The following is an 18,947-nucleotide window of genomic DNA, read 5'->3' as shown; positions in this document are numbered from 1 at the left end:
ATAAGTTCACCGTCAAGAGAAGGGAGAGCTTCATGGAAAATCGCAGCGCATCCGGCACCCGCATCATCAACGCCGTATTCCTGGCTGTCGTCAGCTTGCTGGCGGTTGCTGCGATCGCACTTCCTTCAGCCCGCGCCGCCGAGCTTTCCGCAGCCGACGTCTGCGACCGCGAGGCAGGCAGCATTTTCGACCTGCAACGCAATATGGTCTTCCCGGCCGTTGCCACTGAGGACATCAAGATCGGCGTCGCGCTGTCGGCCTGCCGCGAGGCCTATAACCAGAAGAGTGGCGCCCGCACCGAGTTTCAGCTGGCCCGCGTTCTCGACAAGGCCGGCCAGAAGATCCAGTCGCAACGCATTCTCGGCGAAGCCGCCGAACATGGCCACGCGCTGGCCATGACCAACTATGCCGTTCTCGTCGGCGAAGAAGGCGATACCGCCACCGAATTCGCGCTGAACCAGAAGGCCGCGGCCGCCGGCAACATTCTCGCCGCCTACAATCTCGGCGTCTCCTATCGCGACGGCATGGGAACCTCGGTCAACGGCGAACTCGCGATCGCATGGTTCGAGCGGGCATCCCTCGCCGGCGACGACGTCGCCGCCTTCAATCTCGCGGTCATCCTGGATGAAGGAAAGCTGGTCGCTGAGGACAACGCGAAGGCCGCCAAGTTCTACCGGCTTGCCGCCGACAGGGGCAATGTCGATGCCATGGTCAATCTCGGCCTGATGCTCGAGAACGGCGAAGGCATCAACAAGGACATCCCCGCGGCACGGGAAATCTTCCGCAAGGCCGCCAATGAAGGCGATGCGTTTGCCGGCCAGAAGCTCGCCGCACTCAGCGTCAGCGATGGGTTTGAGACAGCCATGCTCCCCAAGGCAAGCCGCATCAAGTAATCGAACACGCCTCCCAAGGGCCACGCGGGTCGGAGATCCCATGATCTTCGGCCCGCGTTTTCGTTTAGAACACCCCCTAAGAACGCGGCCGACTAGCGGATTTCGCCTGCCTGCGGCCCCCAGGTATCGGTGAGCGCGAAGCCATCGGCCAGCGGATCGAACGGGTCGAGCGCCACCTGGTGCAGACCGAAGGTCCAGCCGCGACCGGCAATGGTCGGGATGATCGCCTCGCGACCGGCAACAGTGGTGACCCCTTCGAGGCCCACTTCGAATTCCGAACCGATGATCGAGCGGGACTTCAGGACGTCACCGACCTTGACCTTGCCGCGCGCATGCAGCGTCGCAAGGTTGGCGGAGCTGCCCGTGCCGCAAGGCGAGCGGTCGACGCGGCCCGGCCACATCGTGGTGCAGGTGCGGATCGTGCCGTCAGCCTCGACATCGCGGAACATCACATAGGCGACGCCCTTGATCTCCGGGATTTCCGGATGAACGACGGGGATGGTGCGGTTGACGATGTCCTTCAGGATCATGCCGGCTTCGACGATCTCGCGGGCGTTCGCCTTGTCGATCGTGGTACCGATCTGGCCGACATCGACCAGGGCGTAGAAGATGCCGCCGTAGCAGAGATCGAGCTTGATCTTGCCCCACTTCGGCGTGTCGACCTCGACGTCGAGCTCATGCACGAAGGACGGCACCATCGTCAGCTTCACCTTTTCGCAGCGGCCGTCGCGGCAGGTGGCGGTCGCCTTGACGAGGCCGGAGGCAGTGTCGAGCATGACGACGGTCTCGGGTTCCTTCATCTCTATGATGCCGGATTCCAAAAGCGCGGTCGTGACGCAGATCGAGTTCGAGCCGGACATGGCATGGGCCTGGTCGGCCTGCAGGATGATGAAGCCGGCATCGGCTTCCGGCCGCTTCGGCGGCACCAGAAGGTTGACCGACCCGATCGAGCCGGAGCGCGGCTCCAGGCACAGGAACCGGCGCAGGCTGTCATCGACCGTGTTGATGTGGTTGAGCTGCTCGGCGATCGAGTTGCCCGGGATCTTCGGCACGCCGCCGATCGCGACCTTGCCGATTTCACCCTCGCAATGAACATCCAGCAACTGGATCGTGCGCTTCCACCGCATGCCGTTTCTCCAACGCGTTTGCCATAGCCTTAGCGGCGACCATGGCTGATATATCAGATGCGCCTGCATTACCGCTTTCCGCGGGCGCCCGCAAGAAAAACCGCGGGCCGCAGTTCGTCTGTCGAGCCCAAAGATGCGGCTTGACGCACGCCCGTCGGCGCGACAGCTTGGGCCAATCGGACGCAACCCTCTGGAACTCCATGACAAAGCTGATCATCTTCACCGACCTGCATATGGTGCCTGAGGGTACGACAATCATCGGCCTTGACCCCCATCAGCGGCTGGCCAACGGCATCGCGCATGTCAACCGCTACCATGCGGACGCAGACCGGGTGGTCTTCATGGGCGACCTCACCCACTACGCGGACCGCGCGTCCTACGAGCGCCTGAAGCGGCTGATCGATCAGCTTACGCCGCCGGTCGCCATCACCATCGGCAATCATGACCGGCGCGAGGTGTTCCGCGACGTCTTTGCCGATGCCGAGACCGACGAGAACGGCTTCGTGCAGCAGGCGATCGATTTTGCCGATTGCCGCGTCCTCCTGCTCGATACGCTGTTTGCCCCGCCCTATGATTATCCGACCAGCCATGCCGGCGTACTTTGCGCCAAGCGTCTCGCCTGGCTCGACCGGCAGTTGGCCGATGCCGGCGACCGGCCGGTGCTCATCTTCATGCATCACCCGCCGCACAGGACCGGCTTTAGTGGCATGGACATGATCCGGCTCGCCAACGAGGCGGAGTTTTATGATCTCGTCAAACGGCACGGCAATGTCCGGCACATCTTCGCCGGCCATGTGCACCGCACGATCAGCGGTTCTTCCCGCGGCATTCCCTTCTCGGTCTTCAAGAGCCCGGTGCACCAGCAGCCGATGCCCTTCGATGCACCGGACGCGTCGCTGTCAGTCGACGAACCGGCGGCCTATGGCATCGCTGTCGTGACCGCCGATGGCGTGCTGGTGCATACGGAGGACTACGAGATCGCTCGCCGGGATGCCGCCATCGCGTAAGGCCATTTCGAACGCACGGCCTTCATGCTAGTTTGACGGCATGACCGAACCCGTATCCCTCGACGAAAGCTTCGATTGCCAGAGCTGCGGCGCCTGCTGCGCCTATTCGGCCGACTGGCCGCGTTTCTCGCTGGAGACGGACGAGGAGCTCGACCTGATCCCGGCGGAGTATGTGTCCGCCGATCTCGGCGGCATGCGTTGCGAGGACGATCGCTGCTTGGCGCTCAACGGCAAGCTCGGCGACCATGTCGGCTGCAAGATCTACGCGATCCGGCCGATCGTCTGTCGCACCTGCATGCCGGGCGATGACGAGTGCCTGATGGCCCGCGAGAAGCATTTCGGCAAGGCCGCATAACACCGGATCATCCGGCGATATTGCGAACATTCCGCATCCTCTGCGGCGCCGCGCACGCGGGACGGTGAAACATTCCGCTAAAGATCAAATTTGCCGGATGGATGTACGGCGAAAGGAAGCGTATTTTCCGCCCACGATCGAGGGCGCGCCGCGCCTTCAAAACCGCTTCCCGGAGGATAGCGCTCGATGAGCCAGACACCGCTTCACAAGACCACTGCAGAGACCGGCGCGCCTCAGGCTCCGTTTGCCGAGTTCGCCCCGCCAGTCCGACCGCAGAGCACGCTGCGCCAGGCGATCACCGCCGCCTACCGCAGGCCGGAAACGGAAGCGCTGCCGGCACTGGTCGAAGCCGCAACGCTCGACGCCACCACCCGTGCGGCCGCCGCCAAGACGGCGCGCAAGCTGATCGAGGCACTACGCGCCAAGCACAAGGGTTCGGGCGTCGAAGGCCTCGTGCAGGAATATTCGCTCTCCAGCCAGGAAGGCGTGGCGCTGATGTGCCTGGCCGAAGCGCTGCTGCGCATTCCGGACACCGCAACCCGTGACGCGCTGATCCGCGACAAGATCGCCGACGGCGACTGGAAGTCGCATATCGGCGGTGGCCGCTCGCTGTTCGTCAACGCCGCCACCTGGGGTCTCGTCGTCACCGGCAAGCTGACCTCAACCGTCAACGACCGCAGCCTTTCCGCCGCGCTCACCCGCCTGATCGCCCGCTGCGGCGAGCCGGTCATCCGCCGCGGCGTCGACATGGCAATGCGCATGATGGGCGAACAGTTCGTCACCGGCGAAACCATCGACGAGGCGCTGCGCCGTTCGCGCGCACTCGAGCAGAAGGGCTTCCGCTATTCCTACGACATGCTCGGCGAAGCGGCGACGACGGCTGCCGACGCGGAGCGTTACTACCGTGACTACGAGCAGGCGATCCATGCCATCGGCAAGGCATCGGCCGGCCGCGGCATTTATGAAGGCCCCGGCATCTCGATCAAGCTTTCGGCGCTGCACCCGCGCTACGCCCGTTCGCAGGCGTCGCGTGTCATGGAAGAGCTTCTGCCGAAGGTGAAGGCGCTCGCCGTTATCGCCAAGAAATACGACATCGGCCTCAACATCGACGCCGAGGAAGCCGACCGTCTCGAACTTTCGCTCGACCTGCTCGAAGAACTCTGCCTCGACAAGGATCTCGCCGGCTGGGCCGGCATGGGCTTCGTCGTCCAGGCCTATGGCAAGCGCTGCCCCTACGTGCTCGACTTCATCATCGACCTTGCGCGCCGCGCCGGCCGCCGCGTCATGGTGCGCCTCGTCAAGGGCGCCTACTGGGACGCCGAGATCAAGCGCGCGCAGCTCGACGGTCTCGAAGACTTCCCGGTCTATACCCGCAAGATCTACACCGACGTCTCCTACATCGCCTGCGCCAAGAAGCTGCTGGCTGCAACCGACGTGATCTTCCCGCAGTTCGCGACCCACAACGCCCAGTCGCTGGCGACCATCTACGAAATGGCCGGCAAGGACTTCAAGGTCGGCAAGTACGAGTTCCAGTGCCTGCACGGCATGGGCGAGCCGCTCTATGACGAAGTGGTCGGCAAGGGCAATCTCGACCGTCCCTGCCGGATCTACGCACCGGTCGGCACCCATGAGACGCTGCTGGCTTACCTCGTTCGCCGCCTGCTCGAAAACGGTGCGAACTCCTCCTTCGTCAACCGCATCGCCGACCCGAAGGTCTCGGTCGACGAACTGATTGCCGATCCGGTCGAGATCGTGCGCGCGATGCCGGTCGTTGGCGCACCGCACGACCAGATCGCGCTGCCCGACAACCTCTTCGGCGACACGCGCCGCAACTCCGCCGGTCTCGACCTTTCGAACGAAGCCGGCCTGACCTCGCTGACCGCAGCGCTCCAGGCAAGTGCGACGGTTAACTGGAAGGCCGTTCCGCAGCTGGCAACGGGGCCCGCCTCCGGCGAAACCCGCGCCGTCGTCAACCCCGGCGACCACCGCGACGTGGTCGGCTCGGTCACCGAGGCATCGGAAGCCGACGCCCGCCAGGCAGCGACGCTTGCCGCCAAGGCCGCCGCGAGCTGGGCCGCCGTCTCGCCCGCCGAGCGCGCCGCCTGCCTTACCCGCGCTGCCGACCTGATGCAGGCGCGCATGCCGACCCTGCTTGGCCTCATCGCCCGCGAAGCCGGCAAGTCGCTGCCGAACGCCATTGCCGAAGTGCGCGAAGCGATCGACTTCCTACGCTACTACGCCGAACAGACGCGTCGCACGCTCGGCCCGGCTCACAAGGCGCTTGGTCCCATCGTCTGCATCAGCCCATGGAACTTCCCGCTGGCGATCTTCGCCGGCCAAATTGCCGCCGCGCTCGTCGCCGGCAACCCGGTGCTGGCGAAGCCCGCTGAAGAAACCCCGCTGATCGCCGCCGAAGGCGTGCGCATTCTGCACGAGGCCGGCATTCCCGCCGACGCGCTGCAGCTGCTCCCCGGCGACGGCCGCATCGGTGCGGCGCTCGTTGCCGCGCCTGAGATCGCCGGCGTGATGTTCACCGGCTCGACCGAAGTCGCCCGCCTGATCCAGGCGCAGCTTGCCGATCGACTGTCGCCGGCCGGCCGGCCGATCCCGCTGATTGCCGAAACCGGCGGCCAGAACGCCATGATCGTCGACAGCTCGGCACTTGCCGAACAGGTCGTCGGCGACGTCATCGCCTCGGCCTTCGACAGCGCCGGCCAGCGCTGCTCGGCGCTGCGTGTTCTTTGCCTGCAGGAAGACGTTGCCGACCGCACGCTTTCGATGCTGAAGGGTGCTCTGCATGAGCTCAAGATCGGCCGCACCGACCGGCTCTCGGTCGATGTCGGCCCTGTTATCACCGCTGAGGCCAAGGGCATCATCGAGAAGCACATCGATGCCATGCGCGGCCTCGGCCGCAAGGTCGAGCAGATCGGCCTTGCTTCCGGCACCGAACAGGGCACCTTCGTGCCGCCGACGATCATCGAGCTCGACAAGCTCTCGGACCTCAAGCGCGAGGTCTTCGGTCCGGTTCTGCACGTCATCCGCTACCGCCGCGACGATCTCGACCGGTTGATCGACGACATCAACGCCACCGGCTACGGCCTCACCTTCGGTCTGCACACGCGCCTCGACGAGACCATCGCCCACGTCACCTCGCGGGTGAAGGCGGGCAACCTCTACGTCAACCGCAACGTAATCGGCGCCGTCGTCGGCGTTCAGCCCTTCGGCGGACGTGGCCTCTCCGGCACCGGCCCGAAGGCTGGCGGCCCGCTCTATCTCGGCCGCCTCGTCGCCACCGCCCCGGTCCCGCCGCAGCACAGCTCGGTTCACACCGATCCTGTTCTGCTCGACTTTGCCAAGTGGCTCGACGGCAAGGGTAAAAAGGCGGAAGCCGAAGCCGCCCGCACCGCCGGCAGCAACTCGGCCCTCGGGCTTCACTCGGAACTTCCGGGCCCGGTCGGCGAGCGCAACCTCTATGCGCTGCATCCGCGTGGCCGCGTGCTGCTGGTTCCGACCACCGAAACCGGCCTCTACCACCAGCTGGGTGCCGCCCTTGCGACCGGCAACACCGTCGTCGTCGACGCGGCTTCCGGTCTGCATGCTTCGCTGAAGGATCTGCCGGCGAGCATCGCCGCACGCCTTTCCTGGTCGAAGGATTGGGCCGCCGACGGTCCGTTCGCAGGCGCGCTCGTCGAAGGTGACGGCGCCCGCGTGCGCGAAGTCAGCAAGACGATCGCCGGCCTTCCCGGCCCGCTCGTTCTCGTCCAGGCGGCTTCGAGCGAAGAGATCGTCAAGAACCCCGACGCCTATTGCCTGAACTGGCTGCTCGAGGAGGTCTCGACCTCGATCAACACGGCAGCGGCCGGCGGCAATGCCAGCCTGATGGCGATCGGCTGATCGGTTCCATATCTTGCGAAGCGCCCTCTCCCGTCGTGGGAGAGGGCTAAACTGACTGACATTTCACCAATAGGGCGTCCTCGCCCCTGCACTCGTTCCGGGACAACGGCGAAGTGTGTGCGGTCTCCATCGTGACCGCATCTACCAGAGCACAAGCTGCATCCACCGTGGCGCCGCCCCCAACAATCCGTTATCAGCGTCTGAGAAACGGAAGCAGCCATGTTCACCCTCAAGCGCATCGAAACGGCAAACCAGGACGTCAAGAAGAGCCGGTTTCTGGCCTTTGCCGCGCCCATTGCCGATGAGCAGGCGGCAAAAGACTTCCTCGCCTCCCACTCCGACCCCACCGCCAACCACAATTGCTGGGCTTGGCGCATCGGCCAGGCCTATCGCTTCAGCGACGACGGCGAGCCGAGCGGCACGGCCGGGAAACCGATCCTCGCGGCCATAGACGGCCAGGAGCTCGACCGCGTCGCGGTCGTGGTCACCCGCTGGTTCGGCGGCATACTGCTCGGCAGCGGCGGCCTGGTGCGCGCCTATGGCGGCACGGCGGCGCTGTGCCTCAGGGCGGCGGAAAAGATCGAGATGATCGAGACCGTGCGCGCCACCGTCGCCCTCGACTTTTCCGACATGGCGCTGATCAAGGCGCGGCTTCTCGCGCGCGATGTGGCGATCATCAATGAGAGCTTCACCGACAAGGGGCCCGTGCTGACGGTGGAGGTTCGCAAGGACGAGGCGGAGGCGATCCTCGCCATGGTCGTTGACCTCAGCCGCGGCAAGGCCGTGGTTTCGCTGGACGACTAGCCTCTGTCTCTTAGGTCCGAGAAACCCCATGACGCAGCACCGACCGTAACGAACGGGTCAATGCCGAAAAATGTGCGCGGTATCCTGCGCCACGTCCCGCGCTAATTTACTCGATCCGAACAGTCATATTAGAAGCGCCCCAGCCAGCGTATGATCCGCGACGCACAAACAGGAGACAGCACGATGAAGACGAGAGTTCTTGGCAAGACCGGCGCAACCATATCCGAAATCGGCTTCGGCGCCTGGCAAATTGGCGGCTCCTGGGGCGATGTCAGCGAGGCAGACGGCAAGCGCGCGCTCAATGCCGCGCTCGATGCTGGCGTCACCTTCGTTGACACCGCCGATGTCTATGGCGACGGCCGCTCCGAAAAGATCATTGCAGCGGTGTTGAAGGAGCGCGGGGGCGACAAGCCCTTCGTCGCAACCAAAGCCGGCCGCCGGCTGAGCCCGCATGTTACCGAAGGCTATACTGGCGAAAACATCGAGGCCTTCATTGACCGCAGCCTTTCAAATCTCGGCGTCGAGACGCTCGATCTGGTGCAGCTACATTGCCCGCCGACCGAGGTCTACTATAGGCCGGAACTGTTCGGCGCGCTCGACCGGCTCGTTGCCAAGGGCAAGATCCGCCACTATGGCGTCTCAGTCGAAAAAGTAGAGGAAGCGCTGAAGGCGATCGGATATCCCGGCGTTGCGAGCGTGCAGATCATCTACAACATCTTCCGCCAGCGTCCGCACGAGCTGTTCTTCGCGGAAGCGCAGAAAAAGAATGTTGGCGTCATCGTGCGCGTGCCGCTCGCCTCGGGGCTGCTTTCCGGCAAGATCAGCAAGGATACCGCATTCGCAGCCGACGACCACCGCAACTTCAACCGCCATGGCGAAGCCTTCGATGTCGGCGAGACTTTTGCCGGTGTGCCGTTCGAGGCGGCGCTGGAAGCCGTCGAGCAGCTTCGCCCGCTGGTGCCCGAGGGCGTGCCGATGGCGCAGTTTGCGCTCCGCTGGATCCTCGAGCAGCAGGCGGTCTCCGTGGTGATCCCGGGCGCCCGCAATGAGGCTCAGGCGCAATCCAACGCCGCTGCCAGCGCGCTTGCCGCCATCGACGACGAGACCAAGGCGGCGATTGCCGCGGTTTACGCGCGGCTGGTGAAGGTTCATGTTCATGATCGCTGGTAACTGACGCCTCACCGACGGGGCGACCAAGGGGGCAGCGACATGAGCGATCCCTTCGATCTGCAGCGGTTCGTCACCGCACAGGACCGCGTCTATGCCGCGGTCCTCGATGAACTCGCGCACGGCCAAAAGCGAACGCACTGGATGTGGTTCGTCTTTCCGCAGCTTGCTGGCCTTGGCCATTCGGCAATGGCAGAGCGCTATGCGATATCCGGGCTCGGCGAAGCGTCGGCCTATCTCGCCCATCCGGTGCTCGGCCCCAGGCTGCGCGAATGCACCGAGCGGACCAATGCGGTTACGGGCAGATCGGCCCACGACATTTTCTCCAGCCCCGATGACATGAAGTTCCGGTCATCGATGACCCTGTTTGCCGAGGTCGAGAAAGACGGGGGGCCGTTCGGAGCGGCGCTTGCGCGCTATTTCGCGGGAGAGAAGGATCGGCGCACTATGGAAATCCTGGCGCAACGGCATTGATGCCGGCGTTCAAGCGCTCAAGATGCGCGTTTCGGCGACCGTCAGAGGTTGGGCGTCGAATGGATCAGGAAGAACAGGATCATGAAGGCACAAACCGAAAGGCCAGCAACAATCACCAGCAGTTCTTTCATCATATAGCGATACATCGGCACCTCCTTTCTTCAGCGGCCCCTTCCTCCTTCATATAGGAAGCCGAGGGACCGATTTTCACACTTCGGCGTCAAAAGATCGTGAACCCGCCCGCGCTTTCGTGATCGGATTCTTGATCGTTGCAGCCCGGCTCATTGCCGCCGCGACACCGCGCGCGAGCAGTGTAAATCATTATATACTAACATATATTATTGTCTCCTAATCCTTTCGAGGGTCAGCGTTGCCGGAGCTCCCGCTGACGCGCGCGAAACAAGCGGCACGACAGCCATTGACGAATGGTAGATTGCCTTCTAAATCTACACCCAACGTCAGCTTTAGATAGGTGCCGGATTGTCGTCGCTCATGCAAATTGGGGAACTGTCGGAACGGGCCGGCGTCAGCCACCGCACGATCCATTACTACGAGCGGCTGGGCCTGGTGAAGCCGGCCGAGCGCGAAGGGGCCGGCTACCGATACTATGACGAGACCGCCGCGAAACGACTGGAGAAGATCGCGGCGCTGAAACGTCTCGGTCTCAGCCTCGACGAGATCGCCGCTGTCATCGACCTCTATTTCGAGGATGCAAGCGGCATCCGGGGCAAGGAGCGCGTGCTGGAAATCCTGCAAGCCCAACTCGACAAGACGAACGCCCAACTCGACGAACTCTCTGCATTCAAACGGGACCTCGAAAACAACATCGCCCGCATGCACGGGCTGATCTCCGAGGCGCGGCAAAAGTAAGCGCGGCACCAATTGGATTTGGCATATGCTTAATCTACACTTGACGTCAGGTTACGCTAATAGGTTCACTTGCCCTACTGGCTCGGCCCGCGCCGACTCCGCTTCCGTTGTCGGCAGCGTCAGCTTCTTGAGCGCTCTCCTTGGCGATCCGCGATCGCAGGGCTCGATCTCATGACCACCTTCCGCCCCCCCAAACCAGACAAAAGGAGCTCTGGACATGCCGCATAGATGCCCTCTCGCGGTCCTTGCCGCCCTCGGCCTTGTCGCCGTCACGGCAACCGCAAACATGGCCCTGGCAGAGACTAAGGCAACGCCAGCCGCGACCGGCAGCGCCCACCCCACAGCCGCCACCATCGGCGCCTTCATGCCCGCCGGTTACCGCGAGGCGGGCCGCCGAACCGCCGTCGTCGATGGTGAAGCTGCGGAACTCGTCCGCTACGAGCGCGCCGACGGACGCAACGCCGCCCTCGGCGGCGAGCACTTCAGCACTGTCATCGCCGACGACGGCCGCCTCAAGGGTTTTGCCCGGATCGATCTGGACCTAGTCCGCCACCCGTTGCCGACACGCGAGGAAGCGCAGGCAATCGCCATGGACTTCCTGCGTAAAGCGGCGCCGGACCTTCTGCCGGGAATGAGGATCAGCTGGATCGACCCGCATGACGAGCCGCTACGGGTTGCCCGCAAGGGACGCACCGAGGACCTGACCCTCACGGGCATGAAGGTCAAGATGCGCAACCAGGCCGACGGCCTCTGGATGTGGGTCATCGTCGGCGCGGACCGCAAGGTCATGGTCTTCGAGCGCGACATTCACTGGATCAGCTTTCCCGGACGCCGCGGAACGGAAAAGTGGCTTCACGATGCCTGGCTCGTCGAGAAGGGCTACAGCCTGGGCCAGTCCTGATCGGTCTACCGGATTGAGGGAACGCGAGCCCTCAGGGCCGCTGACTGCTCGATTCGGATCCAGTGAAGGAGCGGCACCGCGATTTACCAGCCGCAAGCCTGGCCCGCGGAACGCTGCAAACGAAGACACTTGAAGGATGTGAGAGGCGCGTCGCGAAACGCAAGGTCGCGACGCGCGACCCAAGTGGCGATCCGGAAGAACCGGATCTAGACATCATCTATGTCTTTGAAAAGAATGGCGCACCCGAAGAGATTCGAACTCCTGACCCCCAGATTCGTAGTCTGGTGCTCTATCCAGCTGAGCTACGGGTGCTTTTGCCTGAAGCGGTCGAACCGCTTGCGTGAGCGGTTCTCTAAAGGGTCCTTTCGGGGATTGCAAGCGCCGTTCTGTAAAAAATTTCATTTTTACGACGGCACGCCCGCTTTGCTGTGGACCGAGGCAACCGCGCCGGCGCTGAACCCGCTGGAAAGTAAGGGGTGCCGCCGCAGGACCTGGCTGCGAAAAATAATTGAAGGGTGCCACCTCCGCCGCCCATGCGCCAGACGAGCCGCGCGCGGTGGTCGGTCAGACCCCGCCCAAATATGGAATCACCAACGGCTCCGGCTCGACACTCAAGAGGGTGAATGTGCGGCGCTAATGGCGGAACTTCGAACGGAAGGCGTCGAGCGGCACCGGCCGGTCGGGCAGCTCGATGCGAAACAGCGTGCCCGGCGTCGGCTTTTCGACGAGCGCGATCGTGCCGCCATGGGCCAACACCAGTTCGCGCGCGATCGCCAGCCCAAGCCCCGTGCCTCCGGAGCGCGCCGAGCCGCGGAAAGCGGCGAACAGGTTTTCCCGCGCCTTGGGCGGCATGCCGGGCCCGGTATCATCCACGGAAATGGTGACGACGCTGCCGATGCGCATGGCGGAAACGGCAACGGTGCGTGGGCGGCCATCCTCCGGCTCGTGATTGGTCAGCGCCTGCACGGCGTTGCGGCAGATGTTGTGCACCACCCGGAAGAGCTGCTCGCTGTCGGCGTCGACCTCGAGGTCGTCCTGCATCTGGATCTGGAAATCGATGCCGGATTGCGGATCGATCGCCAGCAATTCGGCGACATCGGAGACCAGCGGTTTCAGCGCAACGAAGCGTCGATGCGGCTCGGCCTCGGTCGTGCGACCGTAGGACAGGACCTCGCGGGTGTAGCCGACGGCGCGGTCGATGGTGCGCAGCAGGGTCGGCGCGAAGCGCTTGACCACCGGGTCGTCCACGTCGGCCAGGCGGTCGGAAATCAACTGCGCCGAGGACAGGATGTTGCGCATGTCGTGGTTGATCTTCGACACGGCGAGCCCGAGTTCGGCCAGGCTCTTCTGCTGCTTCAGCGTCTTTTGCAGCTCGCGCTGCATGCTGGCGAGATGCTGCCCGGCGACGGCGAGTTCGTCGTGCCCCTGCGGCGGCACGAGCACGCGGGCCGGATCGGCCGGATCGTTGGAAAACTCCTGCATGTTGGCCGTCATGCGCCGGATCGGCGCAATCAGCATGCGGTTGATGGCCAGGAAGATCAGCGCCGCGGTGATCAGCGAAATGATCAGCGACAGGACAAAGACGTTGCGCGAGTAGACGAGCATGGCCTTGCGCAGGCTCGCATCCTTCATCAGGAGCTCGATCGTCGCATCGCTTTCGCCGAGCGGCCCATAGACGCGGATCACGCGGTCGCCGCCGAAGAGCAGCGTATCGAAAGCATCGCGGATGGCTGCGACGGCTGTGGAATTGGCGACGTCGTACTCGCCCTGGATCTCAAGCGGCATGTCGGTGAGCGCGATCATGCGCGAGGCGTCTTTGCGCCGGATGACGATCGCCTTCGTGCCGGTCGCCATCAGCGTGTCCTTCTGGACGCTGCGCGGCAGTTCGACATTCTGCAGACCATCGACGACGACGGCAGCAGCGGCTGCCGTATTCAGCCGATCCTCGAGCCAGCGAATGCGCATGGTGGCAACCGACGGCGCGAAGATCAGCACTTCCGCCAGCATGACGAAGACAATGGTCAAGAGCAGCAGCTTGCCGGATAGGCCGCGGAAAAACCCGGCACTGGTTCTCAATGCCTCGCCTGCCATCGCCGGACGTGTTTCTTCCGCCATGCCTTACAAACTTTCCTGCCCGTCAACCAAAACGCCTGGGACCCCGTATGAACATCCGGGCCATGGGGCATCGCGCCTGGGGCGCATAATAGGAGATGGCCACCGTTTTTCCAATCGCAGACGGACCTTAGAGGGTGCGGCATAGGCGCGGCTGTCTCTTCGTCTCGTGCCGTCGATCATGACAAAGGATCGCGTCCCGCCCATTTTTCTCCCCTTGCATCGCCGAAGCAAATTTCGGCGCGCCGCCGCCTCGGCTCGACCTACCTGCACAGAATTGGCATCGGTGTAAGTCACCCAGGGAACAGTTCGAGTGGCGGTCCTTGCCGACGACAAGGACAGCCGTGCGGCCTGATCGAGGGCAAGCCTGGAAGGCTCACGAAACAGAAAGCCCGCGGCACCTTATGGCACCGCGGGCTCCAATCACTTGGCGAGGCAATTCGCCGATCAGAACTCTTCCCAATCGTCCTTGGCAACCGCCGCAGCGGAGCCGCCGCCGCCAAACGCGCGGGCGACGTTGCCCATCATGCGCCGGGCGGGCGATGCGACCGGCTGGGCCGTCTCCCGAGCCACGGCGATCGGCCGGGCGGCAACATTGTCGACCTTGAAGTAGGCGATCAGGCTCGCGAGATTGTTGGCTTCGCCGGAGAGCTTGTGGGTTGCGGCATTCGCCTCTTCCACCATGGCGGCGTTCTGCTGGGTCACCTGGTCCATCTGGTTGACGGCAGTGCTGACTTCGCTGAGGCCCGTCGACTGTTCGCGCGCGGCCGTCGCGATCGAGTGGATGTGGTCGTTGATTTTCAGGACCCGTTCCTCGATCTCGCCAAGTGCCGAACCGGTCTCCTGTACCAGGCGGACGCCGGTTGCCACTTCGCTGCCCGACTTCGAGATCAGCGACTTGATGTCCTTGGCGGCACTTGCGGCACGCTGGGCGAGCTCACGCACTTCCTGCGCGACGACCGCGAAGCCCTTGCCCGCATCGCCGGCACGGGCTGCCTCGACGCCGGCGTTCAGCGCCAGCAGGTTGGTCTGGAAGGCGATTTCGTCGATCACGTTGGTGATCTGACCGATTTCGCTCGAGGCCTGCTCGATGCGGCCCATGGCGTCGACGGCGTTGCGCACGACGGCCGCCGACTGCGCGGCACTGTGCTTGGCTTCGTTGACCATGACGGTCGCTTCCTGCGCCCGCTCGGTGGAGCTCTTGACCGCAACCGTGATCTGGTCGAGCGCTGCAGACGTTTCCTCAAGGGCTGCGGCCTGCTGCTCCGTCCGCTTCGACAGATCGTCGGCGGCCGAACGCAGCTCGGACGAATTGCCGTTGATCGAGTCGGTGGTCACACGGACCTCGCGCAGCGTCTTTTGCAGCGTGGAAAGGGTTTCGTTGACGTTCTTCTGCAGCTCGGCGAAGGCACCCTGATAATGGCCGTTCATGCTCTGGGTCAGGTCGCCGGCCGCAAGGCTCGCAATCACCCGGCGGGTTTCGGCGATGCCGGCATCGACGCTGCCGACCAGCTCGTTGACGCTGCCAGCAAAGCGGTTGAGGTCGTCGTTCTCGTAGTCCTTGCCGATGCGCTTGGTGAAATCACCGGCGGCAGCGGCCGCAACAACGACGCCGATGCTCGACTGCAGGTCGGCGCTCTTTTCACGCAGTACCGCTTCCTGCGCGTTGAGGTCGCGTACGGCCAGGCCGTTCTGCTTGAAGACCTGAACGGCTTCTGCCATTTCGCCAATCTCGTCCTTGCGGCCCACGAAGGGCACGTCCGCGGTGAGATCGCCGCCAGCCAGTTGCTTCATCTTGCCGGTCAACTCGAGGATCGGACGGCTCAAATGGTTCGTGGCGATGTAGAAGGCCGCTCCAATGCCGGCGATGAGGCCAAGGCCGGCGATAGCAAGAATCGTGATGATCACGCTGCGCTCGAAGGTGGCAACGTCAGCCGTCACGACTTCAAGCGTCTTCAGGTTGATGTCGACGACGCCGTCGATCTGCTCCTGGAACGCCTTGCGGTTGGCGCGATTGGCGTCGGTATTGCCCTGCTCGTTGCCAGCCTGCGGTGAAACTTCTTCGCCAAGCCGCGCCGTCTCGACGCGGAAGGTCCTGAATTCCGCGGCACGGGCGACCAGCGTGTCGAAGGACGCTTTGGTGTCGGCGGGGATCAGCGGGCGCCAATCGGCGAGCAGCGTGTCGATCTTGTCGAGATTCTTGCGAATGCCCTCGGCAAAGGGCTTGGCCTTCTCGATGGTCGGGGCGGCATAGATGCCACGCGATTCCATGACGACCGCGGTCACCAGACGATTGAGGCGTTCCGCGTAGAAGGCGCGCTTCGCCACGTTCTCGTACTGGTGAAACTTTTCGTTGTATTTACTGACAGCAACCAGCGACATGCCGGTCACCGCAACCGCCAGCACGCTCATGATGCCGACGATTAGATTGATCTTACCGCGTATTTTCATCCCGACCTCCACGGAGTGACGAGAGCTTCCGATTATCGGACATGCCGCCGCCCCATATGCACCGGAGAGACCCTAAAATAGGCGTGGTTAATAAAGCTCGTCGCCCTCGACCGGCATTCTGGGGAGATCCAGTTAGGGCTCCATTTACCAATCTCGGCTAGTTGGCCTTCCTTTTCGCGGCCCGACGGATCGCCTTTGGCGGGTGCGCCGGCGCTTTTTGCGGTGCTGTCGCCACTGAATCGCCGCCCGCAATTGACTTTCCGGGAAAATTCCCCTTATAAGCCGCGCACGTCCGGTCAAGCCCTCCTGCCCGAAATGGCGGAGCCATGTCCGATAACGTAAACGCTCCTTGCTACACGCAAACCCAAGAAGGGCCGCACACCGCGGTATTAAATAAATGAAGCGTACCTACCAACCGTCCAAGCTTGTCCGCAAGCGTCGCCACGGCTTCCGTTCGCGCATGGCTACCAAGGGTGGCCAGAAGGTCCTCTCGGCCCGCCGGGCCCGTGGCCGCAAGCGTCTTTCGGCTTAAGCCGAAGTTGCCCGAAACCAGTGTCCGGGCACATGACGTCAGATAAAGACAAAACGACTGTCGGGCGGCTGAAAAGCCGTCCGCAGTTTTTGGCCGTTCGGGCAGGAGAAGGCCGCAGAGGCCCGTTGTTTCTCCTCGAAGTGCTCGACCGCAACGATCCGGAAGGCGAAGCCCGCGTCGGCTTCACCGTCACCAAGAAACACGGCAATGCCGTCGAGCGAAACCGGATGCGCCGACGCCTGAAAGAGGCGGTGCGGCTTTCCGCCGGGTTTGCAATGAAACCCGGACACGACTATGTGATTGTCGCCCGACGCGAACTCCTGAATGCTCCCTTCGACGCCTTGACCCGGGGCCTTCACGAGCGCATCGAAAACAAGCCGAAACAGAAGCGGCCGCCGGCCGGTTCCAGGAAACTATGATGGAAAAAAACCGCAACTATTTCGTGGCGATTGGCCTGTCCGTGCTGATCCTCATTGCCTGGCAGTTCCTTTACGTCAATCCGAAGATGGAAAAGGAACGCATCGCTGCGGAAGCGCTGCAGGCCCAGCAGGCGCAATCGCAGTCGGCAACGCCGACTCAAGCGACGCCGGGCCAGGCTCTGCCGGGCGGCGGCGCGATCCCGGGCGCCGGTGAAAACCGCGACCAGGCGATTGCCAAATCGGCCCGCGTTGCGATCGACACGCCGGCGCTTTCCGGCTCCATCAACCTGACCGGTGCCCGCTTCGACGACCTGAAGCTCAAGGAATACCGCGAGACGGTCGATCCGAAGAGCCCGGTCATCACCCTCTTCAGCCCGGCCGAAACGGTCGACGGCTACTTTGCCGAAATCGGCTATGTCGGCAGCGACGCAACCGGCACCGTGCCCGGCCCGCAGACCGTCTGGACGCTTTCGGGCGGCGACAAGCTGACCGCGGCGACCCCGGTGACGCTGACCTTCACCAACGAGAAGGGCATCACCTTCAACCGCACCATCTCGGTTGACGAACATTACATGTTCCAGGTGGTCGACAGCATCAAGAACGGTGCAGCCGAGCCGCTCAGCCTTTCCTCCTACGGCCGCGTGACCCGCTTCAACAAGCCGACGACGCCGAGCGTCTACGTGCTTCATGAAGGCTTCATCGGCGTGCTCGGCGAGCATGGCTTGCAGGAACTGAAGTACGGCAAGATCGAGGACGAAAAGTCGGTCGAGCCGGGCAAGGCAACCGGCGGCTGGCTCGGCATTACTGACAAGTACTGGGCAGCAGCGATCGTTCCGCCGCAGGCAACCCCCTACGACACGCGCTTCACGCACTTCACCGACGGTCGCGCGCGCTACCAGAGCGACTACATGAGCGACGCGATCACGGTCGCGCCCGGTCAGTCCTCGGAAATCAAGAACCTCGTCTTTGCCGGCGCCAAGGAAGTTCCTGTCGTCGACAACTATGAAGTGGCCTACTCGATCCCCAACTTCGACAAGCTGATCGACTGGGGCTGGTTCTACTTCATCACCAAGCCGATGTTCAAAATGATGGATTTCTTCTTCCGTCTGTTCGGCAACTTCGGCATCGCGATCCTGATCACCACGATCGTCGTCAAGGGTCTGTTCTTCCCGCTTGCCAACAAGCAGTACGCATCGATGGCGAACATGAAGAAGGTTCAGCCGAAGATGGAGGAACTGAAGAAGAAGTTCGGCGACGACCGCATGGGGCTGCAGCAGGCGATGATGCAGCTCTACAAGGAAGAGAAGATCAACCCGCTCGCCGGCTGCTGGCCGATCCTCATCCAGATCCCGGTGTTCTTCGCGCTCTACAAGGTGATCTACATCACCATCGAGATGCGCCACGCGCCGTTCTTCGGTTGGATCCACGACCTTTCGGCGCCCGATCCGACGACGATCGTCAACCTCTTCGGCCTCTTGCCGTTCGACGGTCCGGCCTTCCTGCACCTCGGCGTCTGGCCGCTGATCATGGGCGTTACCATGTTCGTGCAGATGCGCATGAACCCGACGCCGCCGGATCCGACCCAGGCGATGCTGTTCACCTGGATGCCCGTGGTCTTCACCTTCATGCTGGCCTCCTTCCCGGCCGGTCTCGTGATCTACTGGGCCTGGAACAACACGCTTTCGGTGCTGCAGCAGTCGATCATCATGAAGCGCCAGGGCGTGAAGATCGAGCTCTTCGACAATCTCAAGGGCCTGTTCTCGAAGAAGCCCAAACCGGCGGAATGACGCCAGCCGGTAGCACAATCGCAGAGCCCCGGACTTCGGTCCGGGGCTTTTTTTGTTTCCACGCCGCGGCGCGACACGCGGATGGCGTTGACGCGGACGTGCGGTCCGGGCATCTGGCGTTATTGAAATCAGCGCGCCCCTGCTCCAGGACAAT

General features: G+C 63.4%; 15 protein-coding genes, 1 tRNA gene and 1 pseudogene. 13 read left to right on the top strand and 4 right to left on the bottom strand.

Features of this window, described 5'->3' with window-relative positions:
• Nucleotides 1-32: 32 nt before the first annotated feature.
• Nucleotides 33-578: pseudogene (locus IB263_RS34625) on the top strand (sel1 repeat family protein); the annotation flags it as partial.
• Nucleotides 555-893, top strand: a complete 339-nt coding sequence (locus IB263_RS34620; RefSeq protein WP_309139233.1) for a tetratricopeptide repeat protein — start codon at nucleotides 555-557, stop codon at nucleotides 891-893. The pseudogene IB263_RS34625 and the gene IB263_RS34620, both read left to right, overlap by 24 nt.
• Nucleotides 894-985: 92 nt before the next feature.
• Here the strand turns inward: IB263_RS34620 and IB263_RS02065 are convergent, their stop codons facing one another.
• Nucleotides 986-2,020 (bottom strand): proline racemase family protein, encoded by a 1,035-nt coding sequence (locus IB263_RS02065; RefSeq protein WP_034797259.1) that lies wholly within the window; start codon nucleotides 2,018-2,020, stop codon nucleotides 986-988.
• A 200-nt stretch (nucleotides 2,021-2,220) separates the two neighbouring features.
• On the opposite strand from IB263_RS02065, the gene IB263_RS02060 reads away from it, so the two are divergent.
• The 8 genes from IB263_RS02060 to IB263_RS02025 all read left to right on the top strand — a co-directional run bounded on the left by IB263_RS02060 (nucleotide 2,221) and on the right by IB263_RS02025 (nucleotide 11,492).
• Entirely contained in the window at nucleotides 2,221-3,027 is an 807-nt protein-coding gene (locus IB263_RS02060; RefSeq protein ID WP_034797261.1) for a phosphodiesterase, read from the top strand.
• Between the two features lie 40 nt (nucleotides 3,028-3,067).
• Entirely contained in the window at nucleotides 3,068-3,382 is a 315-nt protein-coding gene (locus IB263_RS02055) for a YkgJ family cysteine cluster protein (RefSeq protein WP_034797263.1), read from the top strand.
• A gap of 186 nt (nucleotides 3,383-3,568) precedes the next feature.
• The gene (gene putA, locus IB263_RS02050) at nucleotides 3,569-7,276 is read left to right on the top strand and encodes a trifunctional transcriptional regulator/proline dehydrogenase/L-glutamate gamma-semialdehyde dehydrogenase (protein WP_034797273.1); all 3,708 of its coding nucleotides are present in this window, start codon (nucleotides 3,569-3,571) and stop codon (nucleotides 7,274-7,276) included.
• A gap of 219 nt (nucleotides 7,277-7,495) precedes the next feature.
• Nucleotides 7,496-8,080 carry a YigZ family protein gene (locus tag IB263_RS02045; RefSeq protein WP_060607195.1) on the top strand — a complete coding sequence of 195 codons (585 nt, stop codon included), beginning with the start codon at nucleotides 7,496-7,498 and terminating at the stop codon, nucleotides 8,078-8,080.
• 183 nt (nucleotides 8,081-8,263) lie between these two features.
• The gene (locus IB263_RS02040) at nucleotides 8,264-9,250 is read left to right on the top strand and encodes an aldo/keto reductase (RefSeq protein WP_089043209.1); all 987 of its coding nucleotides are present in this window, start codon (nucleotides 8,264-8,266) and stop codon (nucleotides 9,248-9,250) included.
• A 39-nt stretch (nucleotides 9,251-9,289) separates the two neighbouring features.
• Nucleotides 9,290-9,721 carry a DUF1810 domain-containing protein gene (locus tag IB263_RS02035; protein ID WP_034797283.1) on the top strand — a complete coding sequence of 144 codons (432 nt, stop codon included), beginning with the start codon at nucleotides 9,290-9,292 and terminating at the stop codon, nucleotides 9,719-9,721.
• A 492-nt stretch (nucleotides 9,722-10,213) separates the two neighbouring features.
• Nucleotides 10,214-10,591 carry a MerR family transcriptional regulator gene (locus IB263_RS02030; RefSeq protein WP_034797291.1) on the top strand — a complete coding sequence of 126 codons (378 nt, stop codon included), beginning with the start codon at nucleotides 10,214-10,216 and terminating at the stop codon, nucleotides 10,589-10,591.
• 217 nt (nucleotides 10,592-10,808) lie between these two features.
• Entirely contained in the window at nucleotides 10,809-11,492 is a 684-nt protein-coding gene (locus tag IB263_RS02025; protein ID WP_113135395.1) for a hypothetical protein, read from the top strand.
• 235 nt (nucleotides 11,493-11,727) lie between these two features.
• Here the strand turns inward: IB263_RS02025 and IB263_RS02020 are convergent.
• The 3 genes from IB263_RS02020 to IB263_RS02010 all read right to left on the bottom strand — a co-directional run bounded on the left by IB263_RS02020 (nucleotide 11,728) and on the right by IB263_RS02010 (nucleotide 16,055).
• Nucleotides 11,728-11,804 (bottom strand) — tRNA-Arg (locus IB263_RS02020).
• A 321-nt stretch (nucleotides 11,805-12,125) separates the two neighbouring features.
• Nucleotides 12,126-13,607 carry a HAMP domain-containing sensor histidine kinase gene (locus IB263_RS02015; protein WP_034797295.1) on the bottom strand — a complete coding sequence of 494 codons (1,482 nt, stop codon included), beginning with the start codon at nucleotides 13,605-13,607 and terminating at the stop codon, nucleotides 12,126-12,128.
• A gap of 444 nt (nucleotides 13,608-14,051) precedes the next feature.
• Complete coding sequence (locus IB263_RS02010; RefSeq protein WP_034797297.1) at nucleotides 14,052-16,055, bottom strand: methyl-accepting chemotaxis protein; 2,004 nt, start codon at nucleotides 16,053-16,055, stop codon at nucleotides 14,052-14,054.
• Between the two features lie 397 nt (nucleotides 16,056-16,452).
• On the opposite strand from IB263_RS02010, the gene rpmH reads away from it, so the two are divergent.
• The 3 genes from rpmH to yidC are packed head-to-tail and all read left to right on the top strand — an operon-like array spanning nucleotide 16,453 to nucleotide 18,793.
• Entirely contained in the window at nucleotides 16,453-16,587 is a 135-nt protein-coding gene (rpmH, locus tag IB263_RS02005; RefSeq protein ID WP_060519824.1) for a 50S ribosomal protein L34, read from the top strand.
• A gap of 20 nt (nucleotides 16,588-16,607) precedes the next feature.
• Nucleotides 16,608-17,006 carry a ribonuclease P protein component gene (gene rnpA / locus IB263_RS02000; protein ID WP_034797300.1) on the top strand — a complete coding sequence of 133 codons (399 nt, stop codon included), beginning with the start codon at nucleotides 16,608-16,610 and terminating at the stop codon, nucleotides 17,004-17,006.
• Entirely contained in the window at nucleotides 17,006-18,793 is a 1,788-nt protein-coding gene (gene yidC, locus IB263_RS01995; RefSeq protein ID WP_192437460.1) for a membrane protein insertase YidC, read from the top strand. Before rnpA ends, yidC begins: the two co-directional genes overlap by 1 nt.
• Nucleotides 18,794-18,947 lie beyond the last annotated feature (154 nt).

The sequence above is a fragment of the Ensifer sp. ENS03 genome (assembly GCF_014852035.1).
GTDB lineage: Bacteria > Pseudomonadota > Alphaproteobacteria > Rhizobiales > Rhizobiaceae > Ensifer > Ensifer adhaerens.
Note: the sequence above shows the minus strand (reverse complement) of the source record. Positions and strands in the feature narration are given on the sequence as shown.